The following is a 23,122-nucleotide window of genomic DNA, read 5'->3' on the forward strand; positions in this document are numbered from 1 at the left end:
ACGAGCGCCCGATTGCGCGACAGACATGCCCGCCCAATACTTCGGGCCCGGCCTGCTTCGGTTCCCGCTGCCATCAGCCGTCCAATGCATACTCCTGGCAACAACGGCCACACCTCGCCACGGCTCACCGGTTCCTGCGACAATGAACGGTGACGAAGCGCAGACCGGTCGTCCGGTTGAAAGCGAGGACGATCGGCTGAGGCTTCCGGCACTATCCGCGACCAGATTGGTGATGTACATGGCAAACCTGAATCGCTCCAATTTCCCAGTTGAGCGCCAGATCGGAGCATCGGCGCCTGATGCCACCGGCATCGTGCACTTGGGCATTGGGCAGTTCCACCGCGCACACGCGGCAGTCAACACGGCATTGGCGATGGCCGAAGCCGGAGGCGATTGGGGCATCGTCGGCGTCGCTAACCGTTCCCGCCGCATCATCGATCCGATGCTGAACCAGGATTTTCTCTACTCGATTCTGCAGTTGAGCCCCGAAGGCACCGACGTACAAATCGTCGATGTACACCGCCGCCTGTTCGTCGCGGCGGAGCAGCCGGCCGAGGTGCTGGCGGCCATCGCCGACCCCAATCACAAGATCGTCACGCTGACGATCACCGAGAAGGGCTACAACAAGAACGGCGTCACCGGCGATCTGATGACTGACTCTGCCGAGATCGCTCCCGGATTGATCGGACCCGATCAGGCCAAGGCGCCACTCGCCCAGCTCGCCTGGGGCCTGGTCAAGCGCTGCCACGAGTCGAAGGCCCCGCTGACCGTGTTGTCCTGCGACAACATGCAGTCGGCAGGCAATACGACCAAGGCAATGGTGACCGAGTTCTTGCAGGCTGCAGGTGTGGACGACAACACCATGAGCTGGATCGCCGAGAACGTCTCCTTCCCGAACGCCATGGTCGACCGCATCGTGCCGGGCACCAACGAGGAGACCAAGGCGCAGGTCGAGCAGATCCTCGGTCTGCGAGATGAGGCTCCGGTGCCTGCCGAGGCGTTCACCATGTGGGTACTGGAGGATCACTTCAAGGCCGGTCGTCCGGCTTGGGAGGCCGCTCCCGGCGTCACTTTCTCCGAAGAGGTCGAACAGTACGAGCTGGTCAAGCTGCGTCTGCTGAACGGCTCGCATTCGCTGATCAGCTACCTGGGCGGCTTGAGCAATTCGCCGACCATTCCTTCTGCCCGCGACAAGGAGTTCGTCGAGAAGTCGGTGCGGGCCGCGATCTATCACGAGTTCTTGCCGAGCATCGAATTGCCGCACGGTTTCGACGCGGACGCCTATGTCGCGCAGCTGTTCCATCGCTGGCAGAACCATGCCCTGGGCGACAAGACCTACCGGGTCGGCTCGGATGGTTCCGCGAAGCTGCTGCAGCGGGTTCCCGAGCCTGCGCTGCGGATGCTGAACATGGGCCAGATGCCGCACGAGATGGCGCTCACCACCGCGTCCTGGATCGCCTGCGTCTGCCCGCCGGCCGGCTTCGATCCGGGCGAAATCGCCGCGTTGATGGAGGAACCGCAGCGCGAGAACCTCGCCAAGGCCACCGCTGGCGCGAAGAATGTACACGAGCACGCCGAGAAGATCATGACCGGCGGCTTCTTCCCCACCGAGTTGGCCGAGCACGGCGAGTTCACCGACCGGGTCGCCGAGCTGCTTGACGACATCGTCACCCACGGGGTCGAGGCGGCAGCCAAGGACGCCCTCGGCGAGTGAGCGATTAGCTCCTCCTGTCGAACACAGAGAAAACCGTTCGGGCTCTCCACTCAACCACTGGAAGCCCGAACGGTTTTTCGATCACGCAGCAGCGATGCCGCGGCTGCCATCAAAGCTGGTCGCCCGAGCCGAGGTAGCTGTTGGCTTCCTCACGGTTCAACGGCCTCACCGACCCATCCTCTAATTCTTCGGTGCGCTTTCCTGCCAACGAAACCCATTCAACAGCGACCTCGGCATAGTTCTTCTGCTCCATCAGAACCCCAGCCTGTTCAAGTGTTTCGGGTCCCGCTGCCATTCCTTGAGCACCTTGACCTTGAGATCCAGATGCACCGGGGTGCCCAACAGCGCCGTGATCTGACGTCGCGCGTCCGTGCCGACCTGCTTGATGTGCTCGCCCCGGCGTCCGATCATGATCGGCTTTTGAGAATCCCGCTCCACGATCAGCGAGGCGAAAATATCCAGCAGCGGACGATCGTCCGGGCGCCCCTCGCGCAAGCCCATCTCGTCCACCTCAACGGCGATGGAGTGCGGCAGTTCGTCGCGCACGCCCTCCAGGGCGGCTTCCCGGATCAACTCGCCCACCAGCGTCTCGGTGGGTTCGTCGGTCACTTCGCCGTCCGGATAGTAGGCGGGGCCTTCGTCCATCATCGCGACCAGCACGTCTGCGATCTCGTCCACCTGGTCACCGGACAACGCCGAACAGGGCACGATCTCCTCAAAGACCACCCCGGTCTTCTCCTGAAGCGCCTCGATCTCCAGCAACTGCTTCGCCAACCGGACAGGACTCACCAGATCTGCCTTCGAGCAGATCGCGACCAGCCGGGGCGGATGCGCCAGCCCGGCGACCTCACGCACCAGGTACTCGTCGCCCGGCCCGACATGCTGATTGGCGGGCAGCACGACCGCCACCACATCGACCTCACTCCAGGTGGCATAGACCAGGTCGTTCAGCCGCTCCTGCAACAGCGAGCGCGGCTTGCTCAATCCCGGGGTGTCGATGACGACCAGCTGGGCGTCATCGCGCGAGATGATGCCGCGCACGGCATGCCTGGTGGTTTGCGGCTTGCTGCTGGTGATCGCCACCTTCGAGCCGACCAGCGCGTTCGTGAGCGTCGACTTGCCCGCATTCGGACGACCGACAAAGCAGACGAAACCCGATTTGAAGCCCTCGGGGGCACTGGATGCGGGCTCACTCATCGTTCTCGTCCTCTGATTCGTCGTCGGTTGGTTCGTCAACCCGGCGCACCAGCACCGTGTCGATCTGGTGACGCCGCCCGGTGGATTTCTCCGCGGTGATCTCCAGCCCGTTCCAGGTGATCTGGGAGCCGTAGATCGGCACCATGTTGAGCACCTTGGCCAGTAGCCCGCCCACGGTTTCGACGTCCTCGTCCTCAAGTTCGAGGCCGAAGAGGTCCCCCATGTCGTCCACCGGCATCCGCGCCGAGATCCGCCATACTCCCGGCTCGACCTCTTCGGCCAGATCGGGCTCGGCATCGTATTCGTCGGTGATTTCGCCGACGATTTCTTCGACCACGTCCTCAATCGTCGCGACGCCGGCGGTACCGCCGAATTCGTCGATCACGATCACCATGTGATGACGGGTCGTCTGCATCTCACGCATCAGGTCGTCGATCGGCTTGGAGTCGGGGGTGAACGATGCCTCACGCATCAAGGAGCACACGGTCTCCTTCTTCTCCGCCTCAGGATTGTCGTACACCCTGCGCATCAGATCTTTGACATACAGCACGCCGACGACCTCGTCCAAGGATTCGCCGGTCACCGGGATGCGGCTGAACCCTGACCGCAACGCCAGCGACAGGCCCTGCCGCAGCGTCTTGTCCTGGTTGATGTAGACGACATCGGTGCGCGGCACCATCACTTCGCGGACGATCGTGTCGCCGAGTTCGAAAACCGAGTCGATCATCTCGCGCTCACCGTCGCTGGCGCCCGCGATACGCTCCGCCTCCGCGATGAACGGGCCGTCCGAGTAGCCCCGGCCAGGAGTGATGGCATTGCCTATCCAGATCAGCAACTGAGAGATAGGCCACAAGATGACCGAGAGCACCGACATCACGCGCGCGGACGCACCCGCAACCGCTTCGGCCTTCTGCCTGCCGAGCGTGCGCGGGGCCACACCCCAGATGATGAACGAGACCAGCGTCATGATGACGACGCTGCCCCACAGCCGGGTGGTCAGGCCGGCAAAATTGTCGACCAGAACCAGGCAGACCAACACCACGGAAACGACTTCGCAGAAGACCCGCAGAAAGGCTGCGGCGCTGGTCTCCGGTGCCGGGTCATCGGTGATCTGCTTGACCGCTGCGGCGCCACGCTTGCCGTCGGCCACCATTTGGTCGGCACGGCCGGGGGTGATGGTGACCAGGGCGGTTTCGATCGCCGAGCCGACGCCGGCCAGCAGTGCGGCCACCAGGGCGCAGCCGACCATGATCCAATCTTGGGTGGTCACTTGCCCGCCCTTGATCGTTGCCATTCCGAAATGATCTGATCGTTCAATCCGAACATCACGGCCTTCTCGGCCGGCTCCGCGTGGTCGTGCCCGAGCAAATGCAGCAGTCCGTGAATCAGCAGATACTGGATTTCTTCGAAGGGTTCGCGTCCATTCTCGGGCGCTTGAGCCGAGGTGAATTGCGGGCAGATCACGATGTCACCGAGCATTCCCCGCGGCGGCTCCTCACCTTCTGCCGGGGCGCGCAGCTCGTCCATCGGAAAGCTCATCACATCGGTCGGGCCCTCAAGGTCCATGAACCGCTGATGCAATTCGGCCATCGCGTCCGGATCGATCAGCAGAATCGACAGCTCGGCTTGCGGATGAATCCGCAGTCTGGCCAGCGCGAACTCCGCCAACTGCACAAGTGACAGCTCGTCGACCTGCTCGCCCGACTCGTTGTTGATCTCGATCACCGGTTTGCCCGCTGTCTGCCGGAGCTGAAGGCCTGGGCCAGTGTCGAGTCATAGCGGTCGTAGGCAGCGACGATATCGCCCACCAACTTGTGACGTACGACGTCGCGCTTGGTCAGCTGACAGAATGCGATGTCGGGTATGCCATCGAGAATGTCTTGCACGGCGCGAAGCCCGCTCTTCACCCCGCCCGGCAGGTCGATCTGTGTGATGTCGCCGGTGACGACGACCTTCGAACCGAATCCCAGCCGGGTGAGGAACATTTTCATCTGTTCCATCGAGGTGTTCTGTGCCTCGTCCAACACGATGAACGCGTCGTTGAGGGTACGTCCGCGCATATAGGCCAGCGGAGCAACCTCGATCACTCCACCGGTCAGCAGCTTCGGGATCGACTCGGGATCGAGCATGTCATGCAAGGCGTCATAAAGCGGACGCAGGTAGGGATCGATCTTGTCGTTCAGCGTGCCGGGCAGATAGCCCAGCCGCTCCCCCGCCTCAATCGCCGGCCTCGTCAAGATGATCCGGGTCACCTGCTTGGCCTGCAACGCCTGTACGGCCTTCGCCATCGCGAGGTAGGTCTTGCCGGTACCGGCAGGTCCGATGCCGAAGGTGATGGTGTGTTTGTCGATCGCGTCGACATAACGCTTCTGATTCAGCGTTTTCGGACGAATGGTGCGCCCGCGGCTCGACAAGATGTCTTGGGTCAGGATCTCCGCCGGATGCGAGCCCTCGGCGCTCATGGCGAGCACCCGCTCGACCGCCTCCGCGTTCAGGCCCTGCCCGGTGCGGACGATCGTGACGAGTTCGGTGAGGGCTTCGCTGGCGGCTGTGACGTCGCGCGCTGCACCGCTGAGGGTGATCTCGTTTCCGCGCACATGGATGTCCGCCGCGAGTTCGCGCTCCATGATGCGCAAAAACTCATCGCGCGGGCCGAGGATGCTGATCATGTCGATCGAGGCGGGCACCACAAAGGTATAGCTTCCGGGCATCTGAGCCACGGTGGACGCGGCTCGTCCGTCTCCGGCAACCTGATCGGGTTGATGACTGGTAGTCAGAACGATCCTTTCGTTGAATTCGCAGGCCAATTCTAGCTACCCCGCGCCGAAAGGCTGAATCGGCCGATGACGCTGTTACTATCGCAGCTCGTCACTCATCGCTGTCGCCGTCATCATCGCCTTGAGCTTGCAGATCGTCTTCGGAGATGATGTGCATCGCGGCTTCTTCGGCACTCGCCGCGCCGCCCGAGATACCTTCATCCTGGGCCACCGACTCGACGGTATTGCTACCGCCGTCCTTGCCGTCGGGGGCGCTGAGGCGTCCGGCCCGTTGCGAGCCAACCTGACGATTCTCGCTATGCGGATTCCATGACCCCTTGAGCTTCTTGGGGTCTTCTTCCGGCTCTTCCTGAGCGATCCGCTGGTCGATGGTTTCGCCCCGTTTCATCTCTTCGGGCGTGTTGCCATAACCCTGCGCGGGCGACCAATTATCCGGCGCGGTGTAACCCTCATCAAGTGGATCTTCCACGCCGCGATGAACAAGCGAATCGGACTGTGCCAGCTGGTCCAACTGCTCAGCAGTATCCGGTGCATCTTCATTCTCTGGCATGTTCTCCGTCATGTATCGATACTGCCATCACTGCTCCAAGCCTGCATCCTTACACGCGAACTACACGGGCGGTCCGTCGCGAGCGGCAGCCGATGAAGTCGTCCTTGGCGGGCCCACTCTAAGCGGACGCCGTCACGCCGGTGGCGAACACCTTTGGTGAATTACTTCACATCGGGCCCGCAGCTGTGATTACCTCGTTCTCGTCAGCACAAGTCATGTGCGCCCGGTCGAGGAGGACCCAGATGACCAGCGAGCAGCAGGAAGTGTTCGAGCCGCCCGACGAGATCGTCGACAAGGCCTGGATCTCGGACTGGCAGGCAGCCGAGGCTGCTGCCGCGTCTGACCCGGTGAGCTACTGGGCCGAACGCGCCGGCGAGTTGGAGTGGTCGAAGCCGTGGGACAAGGTACTGGACGACCGGAAGGCGCCGTTCTTCAAGTGGTTCACCGGCGCCAAGACCAACATCGTCACCAATGCGGTCGACCGACATCTCAAATCGGCCCGACGCAACAAGCTGGCCCTGATCTGGGTCAGCGAAGACAATTCAAAAGTACGCACCTTCTCATATTTCTCGCTCAATCGCGAGGTCGAGCAGATGGCCAACATCCTCAAGGCGATGGGCGTCGAGAAGGGCGACGTGGTCACCATCTACCTTCCCCGGATCCCGGAGATCTTCTTCGCGATGCTGGCCTGCGCCAAGATCGGGGCGATCCACTCCGTGGTATTCGCCGGATACTCTGCCGAGGCGTTGGGTACCCGCATCGACGACTCGGAGTCGAAGGTCGTCATCACCGCGGACGGCTCGTGGGTCAATGGAAAGGTATTCGCCCTCAAGGACATCGTCGACGAGGCGGTGAAGTTCTCTCCCACGGTGGAGAACGTCATCGTTGTGGCCAACACCGGGACCGAGGTTGCGATGGACACCATCCGCGACCACTGGTACCACGAGCTGACCCGACTGCCGATTGCGAAGGGTCACTGCGAGACGGTGCAGGTGGACGCCGAGGACCCGCTGTTCATCCTCTACACCTCCGGATCGACCGGCAAGCCCAAGGCAATCTTGCACACTCATGGCGGCTACCAGGTCGGCACGTACACCACGCTGCGCTATTCCTTCGACATCAAACCTGAGGACCGCTGGTGGTGCACCGCCGACCCGGGGTGGGTCACCGGCCACTCCTATCTGGTCTACGGGCCGTTGCTCAACGGGGCCACCGTCTTCATGGCCGAGGGCAGCCCGACATACCCCTACCCGGACATCAACTGGCAGCTCATCGAGTACTACGGCATCACCGGCTTCTACACCGCTCCCACCGCGATCCGCACCTTGATGCGGTTCGGCGACGCCTGGGTCACCAAGCACGATCTTTCCAGCCTGCGGCTGCTCGGCTCGGTGGGCGAGCCCATCAATCCGGAGGCCTGGCGATGGTTCCACCGGGTGGTGGGCCAAGGCCACTGCCCGATCATCGACACCTGGTGGCAGACCGAGACGGGCATGTTCCAGATCACCACGGTGCCCGCCATGCCCCAGAAGCCGGGGTCGGCGGGGCGTCCGGTGTTCGGCCAGCAGGCCGCCATCCTCGACGAGGCGGGCAACGAGGTGCCCGACGGCACCGAAGGGTTCCTGGTGCTCAAGAACCCGTGGCCGGCGATGATGCGTACCCTGTTCAAGGATCCGGACCGCTACATCAGCACCTACTGGTCGAAGTACCCGGGCCTCTACCTCACCGGGGATGCCGCCAAGCGGGACGCAGACGGCTACATCTGGGTGATCGGACGCACCGACGACGTCATCAAGGTCTCGGGCCATCGGCTGGGCACCGCCGAGGTGGAGTCGGCGCTGGTGTCTCATCCGGGCGTCGTGGAGGCCGCCGCTATCGGGCTGCCTCACGAGATCAAGGGCAACGCCATTCATGCGTCGGTGATCCTCGCCAACGGCCAACAGCCGAGCAGGGAACTGGAAGAAGAGCTACGCACCCACGTTGCCGAGACGCTGTCGCCGATCGCCAAGCCCGACACCTTCGACTTCCCCGAGAAGCTGCCCAAGACCCGCTCGGGCAAGATCATGCGCCGGGTGCTGCGCGCCCGCGCGCTCGGACAAGACGAAGGGGATCTATCGACCCTCGAGAGCGACTGATATCCCAGCCTGCGGTGCCTGCTGTCCTCCGATGGCCGGGCACCGCAGTCAGGTCCAGACGCCGGACCTCAAACAAGCTGCACCCGGCAAGCGCTCCTTGTTCGTCCTCACCAAATGCGAAGACTCTCATGAGACTCGCTGCGTATCTTCGCTCGCGCGTTTGCGGGCATAGAAGCGTCCGAGCACTTCGGTACGGCAGGCATCAAAATCTCCGTCGCGCAGCGATTGGCGGATGGTGTCGACCAGGCGCACCGTGAATCGTTCGTTGTGAATGGTGGCCAGCGTCGCCGACAAAATCTCCTTGGCTTTGAAGAGGTGATGCAGATAGGCCCTCGTGTAATGGGTGCAGGTGTAGCAGTCGCAGCCCTCCTCGAGCGGGACGAATGCCCTTCGATTGGCCGCATTGGTGAGGTTATAGCGTCCATCGGCGGTGTAGATCGCCGCGTTGCGGGCCACCCGGCTCGGATTCACGCAGTCGAAGGTGTCGATTCCTGCCGCGATGGCGGAGAAGAAGTCGTCCGGTTCGCTGATGCCCAGCAGATGTCGCGGCTTGTCTTCGGGCAACTCCGACGTGCACCAGGAGACGATCTCGCCGAGCCGCTGCTTCTCCAGCGCTCCCCCGATGCCGTAGCCGTCGAAGTGCTGCCCTTGCGATTCGGTGGCCATCAATCCGCGGCAAGCCTGTCGGCGCAAATCCTCGTATTGGGCGCCCTGCACCACACCGAACAATGCCTGATATGGACGCGTGCCCCGCTCAGCGGTCAGCTTGCGATGGGCGTCCAGGCAACGCTTGGCCCAGGCCTGGGTACGGCCCACGGACGATTCCTGGTAGCTGCGGGTGTTCATCAAGGTGGTCAGCTCGTCGAAGGCGAAGATGATATCGGCGCCCAGTTCGTGCTGCACCCGCATGCTGATCTCGGGAGTGAAGCGGTGCCGGTCCCCGTTGATCGGTGAGTTGAACCAGACCCCGTCATCGTCCACATGAGCGTTGCGCTGTTTTCCTTCGGCGATGACGTCATCGTTTTGCAGACCGGCGACGTCCATCGCCAGCACCTTCTTGAATCCGGCACCCAGGCTCATCACCTGGAATCCACCCGAATCGGTGAAGGTGGGGCCGGGCCAATTCATGAACGCGCCGAGGCCGCCGGCTTCGTCCACGATGTCGGGGCCGGGCTGCAGATAGAGATGGAAGGCGTTGGCGAGCACCGCCTGGCCGCCGAGCGCCGCGACCTGCTCGGGCAGCACGGCCTTCACATCGGCCTTGGTGCCGACGACGATGAATGCCGGCGTTTCGATATCGCCGTGCGGGGTACGGATCACTCCTGTGCGTCCCAGCCCGTCCGGCAGCCTCGCCTCGACCCGGAATCCGAAGTCGCGGGGACTGGGTACATCACTATTCATCGGTTTGAAGTGTCTTTCCTCGGTACTCTGCTTCGGCCTCTTCGGGAGTGATCTCGCCCGCCCGGATGCGCTGTTTCAGTTTCGTCTTATCGCGCCGCGCGCTGATGAACTCGCTGACCAGATACATGATGACCATCGGAGCAGAGAGCGCCAGCATCGAGAACGGATCCCCCGAAGGAGTGGCTACCGCACCGAAGACGAAACACACGAAGATTGAGATCGTCCGTGCCTTCTTCAGTTGCCAGCTCTTCAGCACCCCCAGCATATTGAGCATGACAAGTACGACCGGCAGCAAGAAGCTGATGCCGAACACCAGCAGCATCCGCATCTCGAGGGAGAGGAAGTCGTTGAGGTCTTGCAGGTTCGCGACTCCGGCCTGCACCACGGTGAAGCCCAGCATGAACTCGAAGGCTTTCGGCAACACGGAGTAGCCGACGGCCACACCACCCAGGAAAAGCGGGATCGCGGAAAGCAGGAAGAGCCGGGCCACCCGCTTCTCCTTCTTCAGCAAACCGGGCACGATGAAGGCCCACAGCTGGTAGAGCCAGACCGGGCAGGCCGCGATCAGAGCGGCCAGTCCGGACGACTTGAGGGCCAGCATCATCGGAGAGGTGACACCTGAGTTGATCACCTGAATGGTTGCATCCGGATTGGCGGCCTGAACCCTCGCGGCGGCCAGCTGATAGGGGTACAGGATCAACTCGACGATCTGCACACGAAAAGCGAAGGCCGCGATGAATAACACCACGATGGCGACCATCGAGACGATCAGCCGGTACCGGATCTCCCGCAGGTGATCCCAGATGCTCATCGCCCCGTTCTCATCGAACTGGGGTGGCTTCAGCCACGCAAACCTGCTCTTCGGTTTGCTATCGGCGGGGGCATCGGCCGACATCAGCTGCCCCTACTGCTGCTGCGAGCCAGGCTGCTGATCTTGCTGGGGGTCGTTAACCGGCCGGGTCTGATTGGGATCGTAGCTGGGCCGGCCCTGCTGATACGGCTGCCGGGGATCGGCCGGTTGGGTGAAAGGTTGCTGTCCGCCGGTTTGCTGCGGTGCCTGGGGTTGTGCCTGCTGGCCGTAGCCTGGCTGCACATAAGGCTGCTGCGCCTGGTACTGCTGGGGATCACCTGGCTGGACGGTGATCTGAGGTTGGTCGGTTGGCTGCTGATTGCCTTCGACGGCTTTCGGGTCGTCCTTCTTGAGATCTTTGGTTTCTTCTTTGAATTCGCGGATCGCCTTACCGGACGCCTTTCCCAGGCCTGCCAGCCGGGTGCCGCCGAAGAGCACCAAGACGACGACCAGGATCAGCACCAATTCCGGCCAACCGATAGAACCCATGACTTCCTCCAGCTTTCACGATGCGCGTGATGTCCATGGTATCCGGTTGCACGCGATGCGCTCCACCGTCACACTGTCGCCGAGCGCCAGGCCTCGCAACCCGGCCAATTGACAAGCATGTCGTTCCCGCAGCGAGATCTGCTCGGGACTGCCACCCGCATGAAAAGCCCTTACTGCCAGCATCCTCATCAGCCATAGTTGCCCTGCAAGCGCCGGCACGACAACGATAAGGGCCTGACAGAGAATTAACGCGTAGCAGTAATTCTCTGGAGGTCCTAACGATCAATCTCCTGGGAACACGGCCCTGGTCCGGTCGATCGCTTCCTGCGCCGCCGCGGCCGCTGCCGCTCCTGCTCCCCCAGGTACCATTACCCGGGCGGACCCGCCGAGCCGCAACAGCAGGCTGTCCAGCCATGCCGCGTCGGCCACTGCGAAACGGACGCGAGCCGAACCGTCGTCGTTCTTCTCGACCTCCCGAACCGGATAGTAGTCGATCACCCAGGTGGCACTCGGCGCCAATTCGAGCACGACCTCGCCATCGGACTGATCGAACCAGCCGCCGGCCAACGACGGAATGGCCCCGTGGCCGGTGGCCGATCTGCCGGTCGGTTCGGCCCCGGCGATGCGATCCAGCCGGTAGGTCCGCCAGTCTTCGCGCTCGACACTCCAGGCCTGCAGGTAGACCACCGAGTCCCGCATCTGCAGCTCGGCGGGATCGACTACCGGATAGCTGGTCTCGCCGCGGGCTGCCCCGTCGTAGACAAGGCGCAGCTGCAGGCTGTTCTCGATGGCGGTGGTCAGCGTCTCACGAATCTGATCGTCTCCCTTGTTGACTGCCAGCACGACGGGGGCGCGTTGCCCGGTTGCCTCCGAAAGTTTCACGGCCGCGCTGCGCGCCGCCTCTCCCCCTTCACCCGTCGCCATCTCTGCAACAGCTTGTAAGGCCACCAGGAGGGAGACCGCTTCGTCAGGCGTGAAGCGCGCCGGCCTGGTCAAGTAGTCGGCGTTGCTGATGTGGATGATGCCTTCATTCTGAGCGGCGTCCATGTCCACCTCGATGAGGTCGCCCGGAAGCCCACCGGGAAGACCACACATCCACAACACATTCAGGTCGGCCAGCAGTTGCTTCTTGCTGATGCCGAAGTCTTCCGCGGTTTCGGCGACGGTGATTCCCGGATGCGCCTGCAGGTACGGCACCATGGCGAGCAGCCGGGCGACCTGATCTTGAGAAGTTGTCATCGCCGTCACACCCCCGTCGGTTCTTGGAAACCATCGCCGTGTGCCCGAACCACTTCTTCGAGTTGTCGCAATACCTCGGTTCTCAAGTCGGCCGGTTCCAGGACGATCAGGTCAGGTCCGTAACTGGCGATCTCGGCAGCCGCGTTGGCCCCGGCCAGCTGCAACCGGTACGCCTCGAATCCGGGAGGCAGCACCTGGCTGACGCTCACCTTGGTTCCTCTGCGCCGCAAGGCGGGCGCCCGATCCGCCCGAATCGCCAGCACGACATCGAGATCGGGCTGGGGAATCAGCCTGGTCACCTGCTCGTTCATCTTCTCGGCGGGCGGCGGGACGAACGCGTCCGGTTTGCCTGTTCTGGACACCTCACCAACGATGCGGGAAAGCTTGAAAATGCGGGGGGCATCGCGTCCGGTATCGAAACCCAGCAGATACCCGCCGTTGCTGCGCAAAATCAGCCGCCACGGCTGCACCATGCGCTGTTCCCCGCCTCGATAGCCGAAACGAACGGCCTGGCGGTCGAGCATCGCGTCCCAAAGCGGATTGAAGGCCTGCTCATGCACGTTCAACTGGGGCAGCAGTGCCCCCAATCTGCCGGAATCCGGATCGACGCCGGCCGCCCTCAGCTTCGCCAGCGCGTGGGCGGTGGGTTCGGCCACACTCGCCTGCTGCCATACGCTCGCGGCGATGCCCAACGCCATCGCTTCTTCTCGAGTGAATTCGATCGGTGGCAGCTCGAAGTCGCCTCGTGAGATTCGGTAGCCCTCCTCGTCCTCGAAGAAGCTGTCGTTGCTTCCGGTCTCGATCGGGATACCCATGGAACGCAGAAGGTCCTTGTCGCGCTCGAAAGTGCGCAAGAAATTCTGTTCACTCAGCTCGCGATAGTCCTCGACGGTCTCGCGGATCTTGTCTCGGGACACAAAACGCCTGGACATGAGCAGCAGGATCGTCAGGTTGATCAGTCTCTCGGTCTTACTCGCAGACACACATAAACGCTAGCAGCCGCCGATGAGCGGCATATCTTCGGCAAGGGTCATGGCCACCAGACCCTGAGGCCCTCCCACGTAGGCCCGCATACTCCCCCTGCTGTTCCGAGAACAACGGCAGTGAGTGACAGCATGCCTCGAGATACCTCAACCGATTCGCGCGTTGCGAGCGTTCCCCTTGAAACTGCATCAGCAGCTGTGGCGGCGAACTAGAATCGCCCGCATGCCCACCGGACGATTCGCCCCCAGCCCCACGTCCGACCTTCATCTCGGGAATCTGCGCACTGCGCTGCTCGCCTGGCTTTTCGCCCGCAGTTCGTCGAGCAGGTTCGTCTTGCGTATCGAAGACCTCGATCAGCAGCGGGTCGCCGCGGCACCCGAGGTCGCCCGCAGACAGGTTCGCGATCTTCAAGTGTTGGGTATCGATTGGGATGGCGAGCCGGTGCGCCAGTCGGATCGTTTGGATCTTTACCGGGACGCTGCCGCCGGCCTAGACACCTACGAGTGTTTCTGCACCCGCCGCGAGATCGCCGAGGCCTCACAGGCGCCGCACGGATCGTATCGTCCCTACCCCGGCACCTGTGCGAATCTGACCGAACGTGAGCGGGCAGCCAAGCGGGCGGCGCGGCGGGCAGCCATCCGGGTGCGGGCGCAGGGCGCGATGATGACCGTTCATGACCGTCACGCGGGCGATGTCACGGGAGCGGTCGACGACTTCGTGCTCTTCCGAGCCGACGGCACTCCTGCCTACAACCTGGCAGTGGTGGTGGACGACGCCCTGCAAGGCATCTCCGAAGTCTGCCGGGGCGCCGACCTGCTCGATTCGGCTCCCCGGCAGGCGTGGCTGGCGACAAGGCTGGGATTCAGCCCACCGACGTATGCGCATGTCGGGCTGGCGATCAACCAGAGCGGGGCCAGGCTCGCCAAACGTGATGGTGCGGTCACGCTAGCCGATCTCGCCGCGCTCCAGATTCCAGCCCCTCGGGTCTTCGCACAGTTGTGTGCATCTGCGGGATTGCCTCAAGCCGGCGCGGCCCCGCAACTGCTCGAAGCAGTGCGGGGCAGCGATTGGTGGCGGGCCTCCGAGATCTGGGAGCCTTGGATTGTCGATGCCGGACGACTCGTCCGCGGATGGTGACAGCGAGCTTTCAGGCGTGCCGAGAACGCACGCGTCCCCCCAGAGCCCCCATATAGTTCAGGTGGATCAGGCCACTACGTCTTCGGCTGAGTTGCTGAGCCGTCCCGATCAGCCGCTGTAGCTCTGGGTAAACAAGATGTCGACCACGCACGCCGCCGCGGTATTGGGTGCCATCGAGGGCGTCTTGTTGCCGTTCGGGTAGGCCTGATCTCCGGGCAATGTGACCAGGACGCGGCTGCCCAGCTGTTGACCCACCAAGGCATTGAAGAGAGCCTGATGCACGGCCCCACCGTCGACGGCGTCGGTGACCGCGGCCGAGCCGTAATCGTTGTAGTACTCGGTACCGTCCCAGGTGCTGCACACTGCGTGCGACGTCAGCGCATCGGTCGCCTCGAGGGCTCGTCCGCTGCCCTGGATCAGAGGTTGGACGCCCACGCTGGTCGGCTCGGCGAGATCGGCGGGGATGGTGATCGCCGGGACCCCGTCGGTTTCGGAAACCGACGGTAGGCCGTCCGGCACGGCGACCGGCTCCCCCTCGGGGCCGGCCAGTTCGCTGTCGAGAATGTCGACGATGAAGAGGAGAGTATCGCCGGGATTGATGCCGGCGTCGATTTGACCATTCGGATCGTAACCATCGGAGCTGGTGATCGCGATCGCCACCCGGCTGCCGACTTTTTGCCCCACGACTCCCTTGGCGAAGCCGGGGATCAGCTGGTTGAGCGGAAAGGTCGTGGCAGCGCCATTGATCCACGATGAGTCGAACAACGCGCCGCTGCGCGCATTCATCCCCACGTAGTGCAGGTTGACCGTGGCCGTGTCGCTCGGCACCTCGGTGCCATCGCCTTCGATGATCACCTTTGACATGGTCTCGTCGACCTCGAACGGATACGGCGCATCGATCGTCGGCTCGGTGCCCCAATCGTCGCTCACCGAAATGGCGCTGAGGTCGGTCAAGGTCTCGGGCTCGACCGTCGGGGTTGCACTCGGAGTGTCACTCGACGTCACTTCAGAAGGGGTAGGGCTGGGACTCTCATCGGAGTCACCGCCGCCGCACGCGCTCAACGCCAAAGCCAGCGCGAGCGCGCCGGCGATAGCACCCATGCGTATCGTCCGCGATTTGAATCCTGAGTGATTTCGGTCGTCATGCACCAATGCAGATTACCCGACCAATCCCAGAACCTGCGATCAACCCGGTATGAGGTCGCCACCTGGACGCCGCACCCACGACCCTGTTGTCCCTGCCCCGGTCTCAGCGATCAATGACGTCGAGTAGTTCCCCGAGCTCTTCGCGCGTCAACTCGCGAGTCTCACCGACCTGAAGCTGCCCGAGCCTGACCGGTCCGATCGAGATCCGTGCAAGTTGGCGAACCGGGTGCCCGACGCTATCCATCATGCGGCGGACGATACGGTTGCGTCCCGAATGCAAAGTGATCTGCACCAGGCTGCGTGAGGCTGCCCGATGCACCAATTTCACCTTGTCGGCCTTGATGTGGCCGTCTTCGAGAGTGACACCCTTCTCCAGCCTGCGCAATGTCTTGTTGTCGAGCAGGCCCTCGACCTCCACCAGATAGGTCTTCGGCACCTCGTGGGAGGGATGCGACAGCTGATTGGCGAATTCGCCATCATTGGTCAGGATGAGCAGGCCCTCGGTCTCGGTGTCAAGGCGTCCGACGTGAAACAGCCGCTGATGCCTCGGCACATACTGTTCGAGGTTCGGACGCCCCTGCGGGTCGTCCATCGTCGAGACCACACCACGCGGTTTGTTCAACACCAGATACATGTGACGCCGTGGCGGCGGAATCCGCGAGCCGTCGACGCGGATGACATCGTGCTCCGGATCGACCCTGGTGCCCTGTTCGGTGACGACCCGGCCATTGACCTCGACGCGTCCCTCGGCGATCATCTCCTCGCTGGCCCGCCGGCTGGCGACACCCGCCTGCGCAAGAGCCTTTTGCAGGCGCAGGCCCTCAGTTGGCTTGTCGTTCATCGGTCTTCTCCAGCTCGTCAGGAATGATTGCCAAATTAGACAATTCGGCTGCCAGGTCGGCGGCCTCAGGCAAATGCGGTGCGATCGGTGGCAGGTCTTCCAGACTAGCCAGCCCGAGCCTTTCAAGGAAATAATCCGTGGTGCCGAGCAGCCCGGCTCCACTCGTTTCGTCCCGTGCGGTTTCCGACACCAGGCCTCGGGCTATCAGCGTGCGGACGACCCCGTCCACGTTGACCCCTCGCACGGCCGACACCCGGGAGCGCGAAACCGGCTGCGCATAGGCGATCACCGCAAGTGTCTCCAGGGACGCCTGACTGAGCCTGTTCTGCTGACCCTCGATCACCCATTGGGAAATCAGCTCGGCTTGTTCCGGACGCGTCGCATACTGCCATCCTCCGGCGATCTCACGTAACCGGAATCCCCTGCCGGTCCGGTCGTAAAAGTCACGCAACTCTTCGAGAGCCTGCCGGACGACACCGATCGGCGCGTCCACCGCACTCGCGAGCAGCTCGGCAGGCAATGGCTCGGTCGCGATGATCAGCAATGCCTCGAGATCTGATTGCACATCGCCGCGACCGCTGCCGCCAGTTCTCTCATCGCACGATTCGGGCTCCGGGGTCTCGACGAGATCCGGTGTGTCAGCATTCATGTCGTCCCTCCGGAGGCTTCTGCCGGTCGCCTCCAACATTCCGGCCCGCTGGTCGTCGCTGAGGTCAGCATTCATGTCGTCCCTCCGGGGGCTTCTGCCGGGCTTGCTGCGGATACGTCATCGCCTGGTGGACGATCGAACTCGTCCGAGATCTCCACCTGTCCGGCCTCGTCCCCCATCCAACGGATGGTCAGCTCGGCCAAGGGCGCAAGTTGTTCGAAGCTCACCTGCGATCGCCGGAACAGCTCGAGTAAGGCCAAGAACCGGGCGACGCATTCCAGCTTCGTCGCGTCGGCGGTGAGATCCCGGAAGCTCAGCGTGCGTGCCGACCGCAGCCGGGACACGATGAACTCCGCCTGCGTGGCGACACTGATCTGAGGAAGGTGCAGCTGCGAGACGGGCATGATCTGCTCGTTTTCCCGGGTGAACGCCCGCTCCGCCAGCGTGGCCAACCGAGCCACACCGCCGGGAATCGTCACCTCGGGCAATAGCCCGCGGAATTGTTCCTCCAACCCACCAGGCCTCGCGGCGACCTGCCGCTCGGCGTCCATCTGCGCGGCGAACCAGCGGGAGACCTCCTTATAGGCGCGATACTGCAACAGACGCGCGAAGAGCAGGTCGCGGGCCTCCAAGACGGCCAGATCCTCCGGATCCTCAACCTCTCCGCTGGGTAGCAGCCGAGCGGCCTTCAGATCCAGCAGGGTTGCCGCCACCACGAGAAACGAGGAGGTCTGTTCAAGATCCCAGACCTGACCACCGACCTTTACGTGCGCGATGAACTCGTCGGTGACCTGACTGAGTGCGACCTCGGTGATGTCCAGCTGGCGTCGCCCGATCAGTTGCAGGAGCAGATCGAACGGCCCCTCGAAGTTCTCCAGGCGGATCAGGAACGATCCGCCTGGCTCGAGCGGCTGCTCGTCACTGGTCATTTGCGCAGCCGCTCCAACACTGTCTCGTTCTCGCCACCGGCGGGCAATTCGTCTGCCAGCATTCCGATGGCGACACGAACCAATCGTCCGCGGTCGACATTGATGCCGTGGTCGACCCGCAGCCGCAAACGGATCTGTTCCAGACTGAGCAACTCGTCGGTACTGACGTAGACCGTGATTTTCTCGTCATGGCGTACGCGTCCGCTCGGCCCTGAGGTCGGCTTCTTCTGTTTCGCCGGCTGCGAGGCCACGGCCTGCTGGTCGGGAGCTTCAGCTCGAGCCCCGCCGAACAGTTCATCTGCACCGGGCAGACTTACACGGCGTGGCATCGAACAAGCACCTCTTTCGCGAGCGTCCGGTAGGCCGCAGCGCCAGGCGAGTTGGACGCGTAGCTGGTGATCGGCTCGCCTGCCACAGAGGTCTCGGGGAACTTCACGGTACGCCGGATGACGGTGTGGAAGACCGTATCGCCGAATGCCTCCAAGACCCGCTGCAAAACCTCGCGGCTGTGCAACGTGCGAGAGTCGTACATGGTCGCCAAGATGCCGATGATCTCGAGATCCGGGTTCAGGCGATCGATGACCTTCGAGATCGTGTCGGTGAGCAGCGCGACGCCGCGCAATGCGAAGAACTCGCACTCCAGGGGAATGATCACCTTGTCGGAGGCGGTCAACGCGTTGATCGTCAGCAGACCCAGGGAAGGCGCACAGTCGATCAGGATGAAGTCGTAACGGCCGCGAATCTTGTCGAGTACCCGCTTCAGGGTCTGTTCTCGCGCAACCTCGCTGACCAGCTGGACTTCGGCGGCGGACAGATCGATGTTGGCCGGTAACAAGTCCATTCCCTCGGTGGCCGTCGACAACACGATCTCATCGAAGGAATACTCATTGCTGAGCAGCAGGTTGTAGATCGACTGATCGAGGGTGTGGGGGTTGACGCCGAGCCCGACGGAAAGCGACCCTTGGGGATCGAAGTCGACCAACAGTACCCGTCGTCCGACTTCGGCGAGCGCCGCCCCCAGGTTGATCGTGCTCGTGGTCTTGCCGACCCCGCCCTTCTGATTTGTCATCGAGATCACGATGGCGTGTTTGGGGCCCGATTCTGGGGGCGTCGGTTCTGGCAGGTCAGGGAACGGACGCCCGGTGGGCCCGAGTTCATCGTGCTCCTCGGGTGATGCCTGTTCTTCTGGCATCTCAACCTCGAACAGCCCATCGTCCGCCCGCGTTGATTCGTCGTCCATGCACGTGCTCCTTCTCCGCCGGGGTAACGCACCAAAGATTAGTCGACATATCACCAGGCCGCTCCGACGGACGCCGGACACGCCCGAATCGATAGTGAGTCTCGATGCTGCCTCCAGACTTGATCCGCTCCGCCACACGTGACCTGCATAGCTGTGGGTCAATTGACCCGAGCCGGACGATCATCGTTTTGAATCGGAATCTCAAATAGTCGACAACAAGAAGCTCTCAGCACTCAAATATCTGTCGGTGAAATAAGATTTCCTGCGCAAAATTAACTGTCCGAATAGACGGTGCCCGACCATACCTCACCGGCCCAGAGACAAAAACGCAAACCGCCTCTAAGGCGGCTGCCAAATAAGAGCCGCGTTCCCGAAAAGTTTAAATTAAGAGATCAGGAAATAAAAAAACTCCCCCAGAGAAAGCTCTGGGGGAGTTTGTGGTGTTCGGCGGTGTCCTAGTCTCCCACAGCCTGGCGGCTGCAGTACAATCGGCGTGGTAAGGCTTAACTTCCGGGTTCGGAATGGGTCCGGGTGTTTCCCTTACGCTATGACCACCGTAACTCTATGAGAATACTTGTCAAACCGGCATCCGAACCCCGAGGGTTTGGGTGGTTGTCCGTATCCTGGGATACTTCACAGTGGACGCGAGACCCTCGTGGCAACACAACATGTGTGCTGGTGTAAGAGGATTGTTTGTTTTGGGGGTAAGCCCTCGGTCTATTAGTACCGGTCAGCTCCACACATTACTGTGCTTCCACGTCCGGCCTATCAACCCGATGATCTGTCGGGGACCTTACCACCCTCGCAAGGGTGTGGGAATCCTCATCTTGAAGCGTGCTTCCCACTTAGATGCTTTCAGCGGTTATCACTTCCCAACGTAGCCAACCAGCCGTGCTCTTGGCAGAACAACTGGCACACCAGAGGTTAGTCCGTCCCGGTCCTCTCGTACTAAGGACAGCTCTTCTCAAGATTCCTACGCGCGCAGCGGATAGGGACCGAACTGTCTCACGACGTTCTGAACCCAGCTCGCGTGCCGCTTTAATGGGCGAACAGCCCAACCCTTGGGACCGACTCCAGCCCCAGGATGCGACGAGCCGACATCGAGGTGCCAAACCATGCCGTCGCTGTGAGCGCTCGGGCAAGATCAGCCTGTTATCCCCGGGGTACCTTTTATCCGTTGAGTTACGGCGCTTCCACCTGCCACCGTAAGATCACTAATCCCGACTTTCGTCCCTGCTCGACATGTCTGTCTCACAGTCAAGCTCCCTTGTGCATTTACACTCAACACCTGATTGCCAACCAGGCTGAGGGAACCTTTGGGCGCCTCCGTTACCTTTTAGGAGGCGACCGCCCCAGTCAAACTACCCATCAGGCACTGTCCCTGAACCAGATCATGGTCCCAGGTTAGATAACCAGAACGACCAGAGTGGTATTTCAACGATGACTCCACCACCACTAGCGTGATGATTTCACAGTCTCCCACCTATCCTACACAAGTCGTCCCGATCACCAATACCAAACTATAGTAAAGGTCCCGGGGTCTTTCCGTCCTGCTGCGCGTAACGAGCATCTTTACTCGTAATGCAATTTCGCCGAGTTCGTGGTGGAGACAGTGCCCAAATCGTTACTCCATTCGTGCAGGTCGGAACTTACCCGACAAGGAATTTCGCTACCTTAGGATGGTTATAGTTACCACCGCCGTTTACTGGGGCTTAAGTTCACCGCTTCGCATACGCTAACAGTTCCCCTTAACCTTCCAGCACCGGGCAGGAGTCAGTCCGTATACATCGTCTTACAACTTGGCACGGACCTGTGTTTTTGGTAAACAGTCGCTTGGGCGTGGTCTCTGCGACCCTCAGGGCTTGCACCCCTCCGGTCCCCCTTATCCCGAAGTTACGGGGGTATTTTGCCGAGTTCCTTCACCACGATTATCTCGATCGCCTTAGTATTCTCTACTCATCCACCTGTGTCGGTTTAGGGTACGGGCGGCTCACAACTCGCTCACGAAGATTTTCTAGGCAGCACAGGATCACCGAATTCAACCATTAACGGTCTATGCATCATGCCTCAGGCTATATGCCGGACGGATTTACCTACCCGACACCCTCGAACACTTACCCCGGGACAACCATCACCCGGTACGGCTACCTCCCTGCGTCCCTCCGCAGCTTGCCTACTACACGATCGGTTCACAGACTCACCACCCCACACACCCGAAGGCGCGCCAGGACAGCTTGCGTGCTTAGCATCACGCGATTCGACACGGGCGTTGCTCCGCCGGTACGGGAATATCAACCCGTTGTCCATCGACTACGCCTGTCGGCCTCGCCTTAGGTCCCGACTCACCCAGGGCAGATTAGCTTGACCCTGGAACCCTTGGATATTCGGCGGACGGGTTTCTCACCCGTCATTCGCTACTCATGCCTGCATTCTCACTCGAGTGCACTCCACGCCAGGTCACCCCAACGCTTCCCCGCACACCCGACGCTCCCCTACCCAACCACACACCTGGATCCACAAGGAATCAGGCATCGTGTGATTGCCACAGCTTCGGCGGATAACTTGAGCCCCGCTAAATTGTCGGCGCAGAATCACTTGACCAGTGAGCTATTACGCACTCTTTCAAGGATGGCTGCTTCCAAGCCAACCTCCTGGTTGTCACCGCAACTCCACATCCTTTTCCACTTAGTTACCGCTTAGGGGCCTTAGCTGATGATCTGGGCTGTTTCCCTCTCGACTACGAACCTTATCGCCCGCAGTCTCACTGCCACGCTCTCACTTACCGGCATTCGGAGTTTGGCTGATTTCAGTAAGCTGGTAAGCCCCCTAGACCATCCAGTGCTCTACCTCCGGCAAGAAACACGCAACGCTGCACCTAAATGCATTTCGGGGAGAACCAGCTATCACGGTGTTTGATTGGCCTTTCACCCCTATCCACAGCTCATCCGCCAGGTTTTCAACCCTGGTCGGTTCGGGCCTCCACGACGTCTTACCGTCGCTTCACCCTGGCCATGGATAGATCACACCGCTTCGGGTCTAGAGCATGCGACTCAAATCGCCCTATTCGGACTCGCTTTCGCTACGGCTACCCCACCCGGGTTAACCTCGCCACACACCACTAACTCGCAGGCTCATTCTTCAAAAGGCACGCCGTCACAATGACCAAAAGCCGTCGCTCCGACGGATTGTATGCAACCGGTTTCAGGTACTATTTCACTCCCCTCCCGGGGTACTTTTCACCTTTCCCTCACGGTACTTGTCCGCTATCGGTCACCAAGGAGTATTTAGGCTTAACGGGTGGTCCCGCCAGATTCATGCAGAATTTCAGGAGTTCCGCATTACTTGGGATACCATTCACGAGTGACTGTCTTACGTCTACAGGGGTTTCACCTTCTCTACCGCACCTTCCCAGAATGCTTCCACTTCAACAGTCATTTATCACTCGTCAACCCCACGGCAGCAAGGTTCAAACAGTCCCACAACCCCACACATGCAACACCTGCCGGCTCACACACACGCATGGTTTAGCCTCCTCCGCTTTCGCTCGCCACTACTCACGGAATCACAATTGTTTTCTTCTCCTACGGGTACTAAGATGTTTCACTTCCCCGCGTTCCCTCCAACTGCCCTATACATTCAGGCAGAGGTCGCCGGACATAACTCCGGTAACTTCAAGGTTTCCCTATTCGGAAATCCCCGGATCACAGCCTGGTTATCGACTCCCCGAGGCATATCGCAGATTCCCACGTCCTTCATCGGCTCTTGGTGCCCAGGCATCCACCGATTGCACTTAGTAGCTTACCTACCACAAAACAACAAAAAATACAGCAGCAAACACAACAAA

At 61.6% G+C, this 23,122-nt stretch carries 20 protein-coding genes and 2 rRNA genes; 3 read left to right on the forward strand and 19 right to left on the reverse strand.

All coding sequences use genetic code 11. The features are described 5' to 3' along the window. Positions 1-142 precede the first annotated feature (142 nt). Positions 143-1,714, forward strand: coding sequence for a mannitol dehydrogenase family protein (locus tag QQ658_RS07920; protein ID WP_286024336.1), 1,572 nt, complete (start codon positions 143-145; stop codon positions 1,712-1,714). Between the two features lie 109 nt (positions 1,715-1,823). Here QQ658_RS07920 and QQ658_RS07925 read toward each other — a convergent pair whose 3' ends face one another. The 6 genes from QQ658_RS07925 to QQ658_RS07950 form a co-directional block, all read right to left on the reverse strand. Then, positions 1,824-1,967, reverse strand: a complete 144-nt coding sequence (locus QQ658_RS07925) for a hypothetical protein (protein WP_286024337.1) — start codon at positions 1,965-1,967, stop codon at positions 1,824-1,826. After that, positions 1,967-2,911, reverse strand: a complete 945-nt coding sequence (era, locus tag QQ658_RS07930) for a GTPase Era (RefSeq protein WP_286024338.1) — start codon at positions 2,909-2,911, stop codon at positions 1,967-1,969. The genes QQ658_RS07925 and era overlap by 1 nt, the downstream gene beginning before the upstream one ends. Further along, the gene (locus tag QQ658_RS07935; RefSeq protein WP_286027063.1) at positions 2,904-4,181 is read right to left on the reverse strand and encodes a hemolysin family protein; all 1,278 of its coding nucleotides are present in this window, start codon (positions 4,179-4,181) and stop codon (positions 2,904-2,906) included. The genes era and QQ658_RS07935 overlap by 8 nt, the downstream gene beginning before the upstream one ends. Next, complete coding sequence (ybeY, locus tag QQ658_RS07940) at positions 4,178-4,636, reverse strand: rRNA maturation RNase YbeY (protein WP_286024339.1); 459 nt, start codon at positions 4,634-4,636, stop codon at positions 4,178-4,180. The genes QQ658_RS07935 and ybeY overlap by 4 nt, the downstream gene beginning before the upstream one ends. Next, positions 4,633-5,622, reverse strand: coding sequence for a PhoH family protein (locus QQ658_RS07945; RefSeq protein ID WP_286024340.1), 990 nt, complete (start codon positions 5,620-5,622; stop codon positions 4,633-4,635). Before QQ658_RS07945 ends, ybeY begins: the two co-directional genes overlap by 4 nt. A gap of 157 nt (positions 5,623-5,779) precedes the next feature. Further along, on the reverse strand, positions 5,780-6,250 hold the full coding sequence (locus QQ658_RS07950) for a DUF5709 domain-containing protein (protein WP_286024341.1): 471 nt from the start codon (positions 6,248-6,250) through the stop codon (positions 5,780-5,782). A gap of 230 nt (positions 6,251-6,480) precedes the next feature. Here QQ658_RS07950 and acs point away from each other — a divergent pair, with 230 nt between their 5' ends. Further along, the gene (gene acs, locus QQ658_RS07955; protein WP_286024342.1) at positions 6,481-8,373 is read left to right on the forward strand and encodes an acetate--CoA ligase; all 1,893 of its coding nucleotides are present in this window, start codon (positions 6,481-6,483) and stop codon (positions 8,371-8,373) included. A gap of 126 nt (positions 8,374-8,499) precedes the next feature. Here the strand turns inward: acs and tgt are convergent, their stop codons facing one another. The 5 genes from tgt to QQ658_RS07980 form a co-directional block, all read right to left on the reverse strand. Then, a complete protein-coding gene (gene tgt, locus QQ658_RS07960) occupies positions 8,500-9,774 on the reverse strand; it encodes a tRNA guanosine(34) transglycosylase Tgt (RefSeq protein ID WP_286024343.1) in 1,275 nt (424 codons plus the stop codon). After that, positions 9,767-10,669 (reverse strand): twin-arginine translocase subunit TatC, encoded by a 903-nt coding sequence (gene tatC / locus QQ658_RS07965; protein WP_286024344.1) that lies wholly within the window; start codon positions 10,667-10,669, stop codon positions 9,767-9,769. Before tatC ends, tgt begins: the two co-directional genes overlap by 8 nt. 9 nt (positions 10,670-10,678) lie before the next feature. Further along, entirely contained in the window at positions 10,679-11,113 is a 435-nt protein-coding gene (gene tatA, locus QQ658_RS15530) for a twin-arginine translocase TatA/TatE family subunit (protein WP_286024345.1), read from the reverse strand. A 282-nt stretch (positions 11,114-11,395) separates the two neighbouring features. Further along, on the reverse strand, positions 11,396-12,352 hold the full coding sequence (locus tag QQ658_RS07975) for a helix-turn-helix transcriptional regulator (protein WP_286024346.1): 957 nt from the start codon (positions 12,350-12,352) through the stop codon (positions 11,396-11,398). 5 nt (positions 12,353-12,357) lie between these two features. After that, positions 12,358-13,335, reverse strand: a complete 978-nt coding sequence (locus QQ658_RS07980; protein ID WP_286024347.1) for a helix-turn-helix transcriptional regulator — start codon at positions 13,333-13,335, stop codon at positions 12,358-12,360. A 223-nt stretch (positions 13,336-13,558) separates the two neighbouring features. On the opposite strand from QQ658_RS07980, the gene gluQRS reads away from it, so the two are divergent. Continuing rightward, entirely contained in the window at positions 13,559-14,473 is a 915-nt protein-coding gene (gene gluQRS / locus QQ658_RS07985; RefSeq protein ID WP_286024348.1) for a tRNA glutamyl-Q(34) synthetase GluQRS, read from the forward strand. Positions 14,474-14,581: 108 nt separating this feature from the next. On the opposite strand, the gene QQ658_RS07990 is transcribed toward gluQRS, so the two are convergent. The 8 genes from QQ658_RS07990 to QQ658_RS08025 form a co-directional block, all read right to left on the reverse strand. After that, positions 14,582-15,622, reverse strand: a complete 1,041-nt coding sequence (locus QQ658_RS07990) for an FKBP-type peptidyl-prolyl cis-trans isomerase (RefSeq protein ID WP_286024349.1) — start codon at positions 15,620-15,622, stop codon at positions 14,582-14,584. A gap of 100 nt (positions 15,623-15,722) precedes the next feature. Next, positions 15,723-16,460 (reverse strand): pseudouridine synthase, encoded by a 738-nt coding sequence (locus QQ658_RS07995; protein ID WP_286024350.1) that lies wholly within the window; start codon positions 16,458-16,460, stop codon positions 15,723-15,725. Beyond that, positions 16,441-17,184 carry an SMC-Scp complex subunit ScpB gene (gene scpB / locus QQ658_RS08000; RefSeq protein ID WP_286024351.1) on the reverse strand — a complete coding sequence of 248 codons (744 nt, stop codon included), beginning with the start codon at positions 17,182-17,184 and terminating at the stop codon, positions 16,441-16,443. Before scpB ends, QQ658_RS07995 begins: the two co-directional genes overlap by 20 nt. Next, on the reverse strand, positions 17,181-18,038 hold the full coding sequence (locus QQ658_RS08005; RefSeq protein ID WP_286024352.1) for a segregation and condensation protein A: 858 nt from the start codon (positions 18,036-18,038) through the stop codon (positions 17,181-17,183). The genes scpB and QQ658_RS08005 overlap by 4 nt, the downstream gene beginning before the upstream one ends. Further along, complete coding sequence (locus QQ658_RS08010) at positions 18,035-18,367, reverse strand: hypothetical protein (RefSeq protein WP_286024353.1); 333 nt, start codon at positions 18,365-18,367, stop codon at positions 18,035-18,037. The genes QQ658_RS08005 and QQ658_RS08010 overlap by 4 nt, the downstream gene beginning before the upstream one ends. After that, positions 18,352-19,278 carry a ParA family protein gene (locus QQ658_RS08015; RefSeq protein ID WP_502928904.1) on the reverse strand — a complete coding sequence of 309 codons (927 nt, stop codon included), beginning with the start codon at positions 19,276-19,278 and terminating at the stop codon, positions 18,352-18,354. Before QQ658_RS08015 ends, QQ658_RS08010 begins: the two co-directional genes overlap by 16 nt. 442 nt (positions 19,279-19,720) lie before the next feature. Further along, positions 19,721-19,837 (reverse strand): 5S ribosomal RNA (gene rrf / locus QQ658_RS08020). A 141-nt stretch (positions 19,838-19,978) separates the two neighbouring features. Further along, positions 19,979-23,082, reverse strand: a 23S ribosomal RNA gene (locus tag QQ658_RS08025). Positions 23,083-23,122: the final 40 nt, after the last annotated feature.

Origin of the sequence: Propionimicrobium sp. PCR01-08-3, from assembly GCF_030286045.1 — a bacterium.
In the GTDB taxonomy this organism is placed as follows: Bacteria; Actinomycetota; Actinomycetes; order Propionibacteriales; family Propionibacteriaceae; genus Brooklawnia.

Bases quoted from the DNA above. Each gene is read 5' to 3' on its own strand.
- QQ658_RS07920 (WP_286024336.1), top strand. From the start codon at position 143: ATGAACGGTGACGAAGCGCAGACCGGTCGTCCGGTTGAAAGCGAGGAC.
- QQ658_RS07925 (WP_286024337.1), bottom strand. From the start codon at position 1,967: ATGGAGCAGAAGAACTATGCCGAGGTCGCTGTTGAATGGGTTTCGTTG.
- era (WP_286024338.1), bottom strand. From the start codon at position 2,911: ATGAGTGAGCCCGCATCCAGTGCCCCCGAGGGCTTCAAATCGGGTTTC.
- QQ658_RS07945 (WP_286024340.1), bottom strand. From the start codon at position 5,622: ATGCCCGGAAGCTATACCTTTGTGGTGCCCGCCTCGATCGACATGATC.
- QQ658_RS07950 (WP_286024341.1), bottom strand. From the start codon at position 6,250: ATGACGGAGAACATGCCAGAGAATGAAGATGCACCGGATACTGCTGAG.
- acs (WP_286024342.1), top strand. From the start codon at position 6,481: ATGACCAGCGAGCAGCAGGAAGTGTTCGAGCCGCCCGACGAGATCGTC.
- tgt (WP_286024343.1), bottom strand. From the start codon at position 9,774: ATGAATAGTGATGTACCCAGTCCCCGCGACTTCGGATTCCGGGTCGAG.
- tatC (WP_286024344.1), bottom strand. From the start codon at position 10,669: ATGTCGGCCGATGCCCCCGCCGATAGCAAACCGAAGAGCAGGTTTGCG.
- tatA (WP_286024345.1), bottom strand. From the start codon at position 11,113: ATGGGTTCTATCGGTTGGCCGGAATTGGTGCTGATCCTGGTCGTCGTC.
- QQ658_RS07975 (WP_286024346.1), bottom strand. From the start codon at position 12,352: ATGACAACTTCTCAAGATCAGGTCGCCCGGCTGCTCGCCATGGTGCCG.
- gluQRS (WP_286024348.1), top strand. From the start codon at position 13,559: ATGCCCACCGGACGATTCGCCCCCAGCCCCACGTCCGACCTTCATCTC.
- QQ658_RS07995 (WP_286024350.1), bottom strand. From the start codon at position 16,460: ATGAACGACAAGCCAACTGAGGGCCTGCGCCTGCAAAAGGCTCTTGCG.
- scpB (WP_286024351.1), bottom strand. From the start codon at position 17,184: ATGAATGCTGACCTCAGCGACGACCAGCGGGCCGGAATGTTGGAGGCG.
- QQ658_RS08005 (WP_286024352.1), bottom strand. From the start codon at position 18,038: ATGACCAGTGACGAGCAGCCGCTCGAGCCAGGCGGATCGTTCCTGATC.
- QQ658_RS08010 (WP_286024353.1), bottom strand. From the start codon at position 18,367: ATGCCACGCCGTGTAAGTCTGCCCGGTGCAGATGAACTGTTCGGCGGG.
- QQ658_RS08015 (WP_502928904.1), bottom strand. From the start codon at position 19,278: ATGGACGACGAATCAACGCGGGCGGACGATGGGCTGTTCGAGGTTGAG.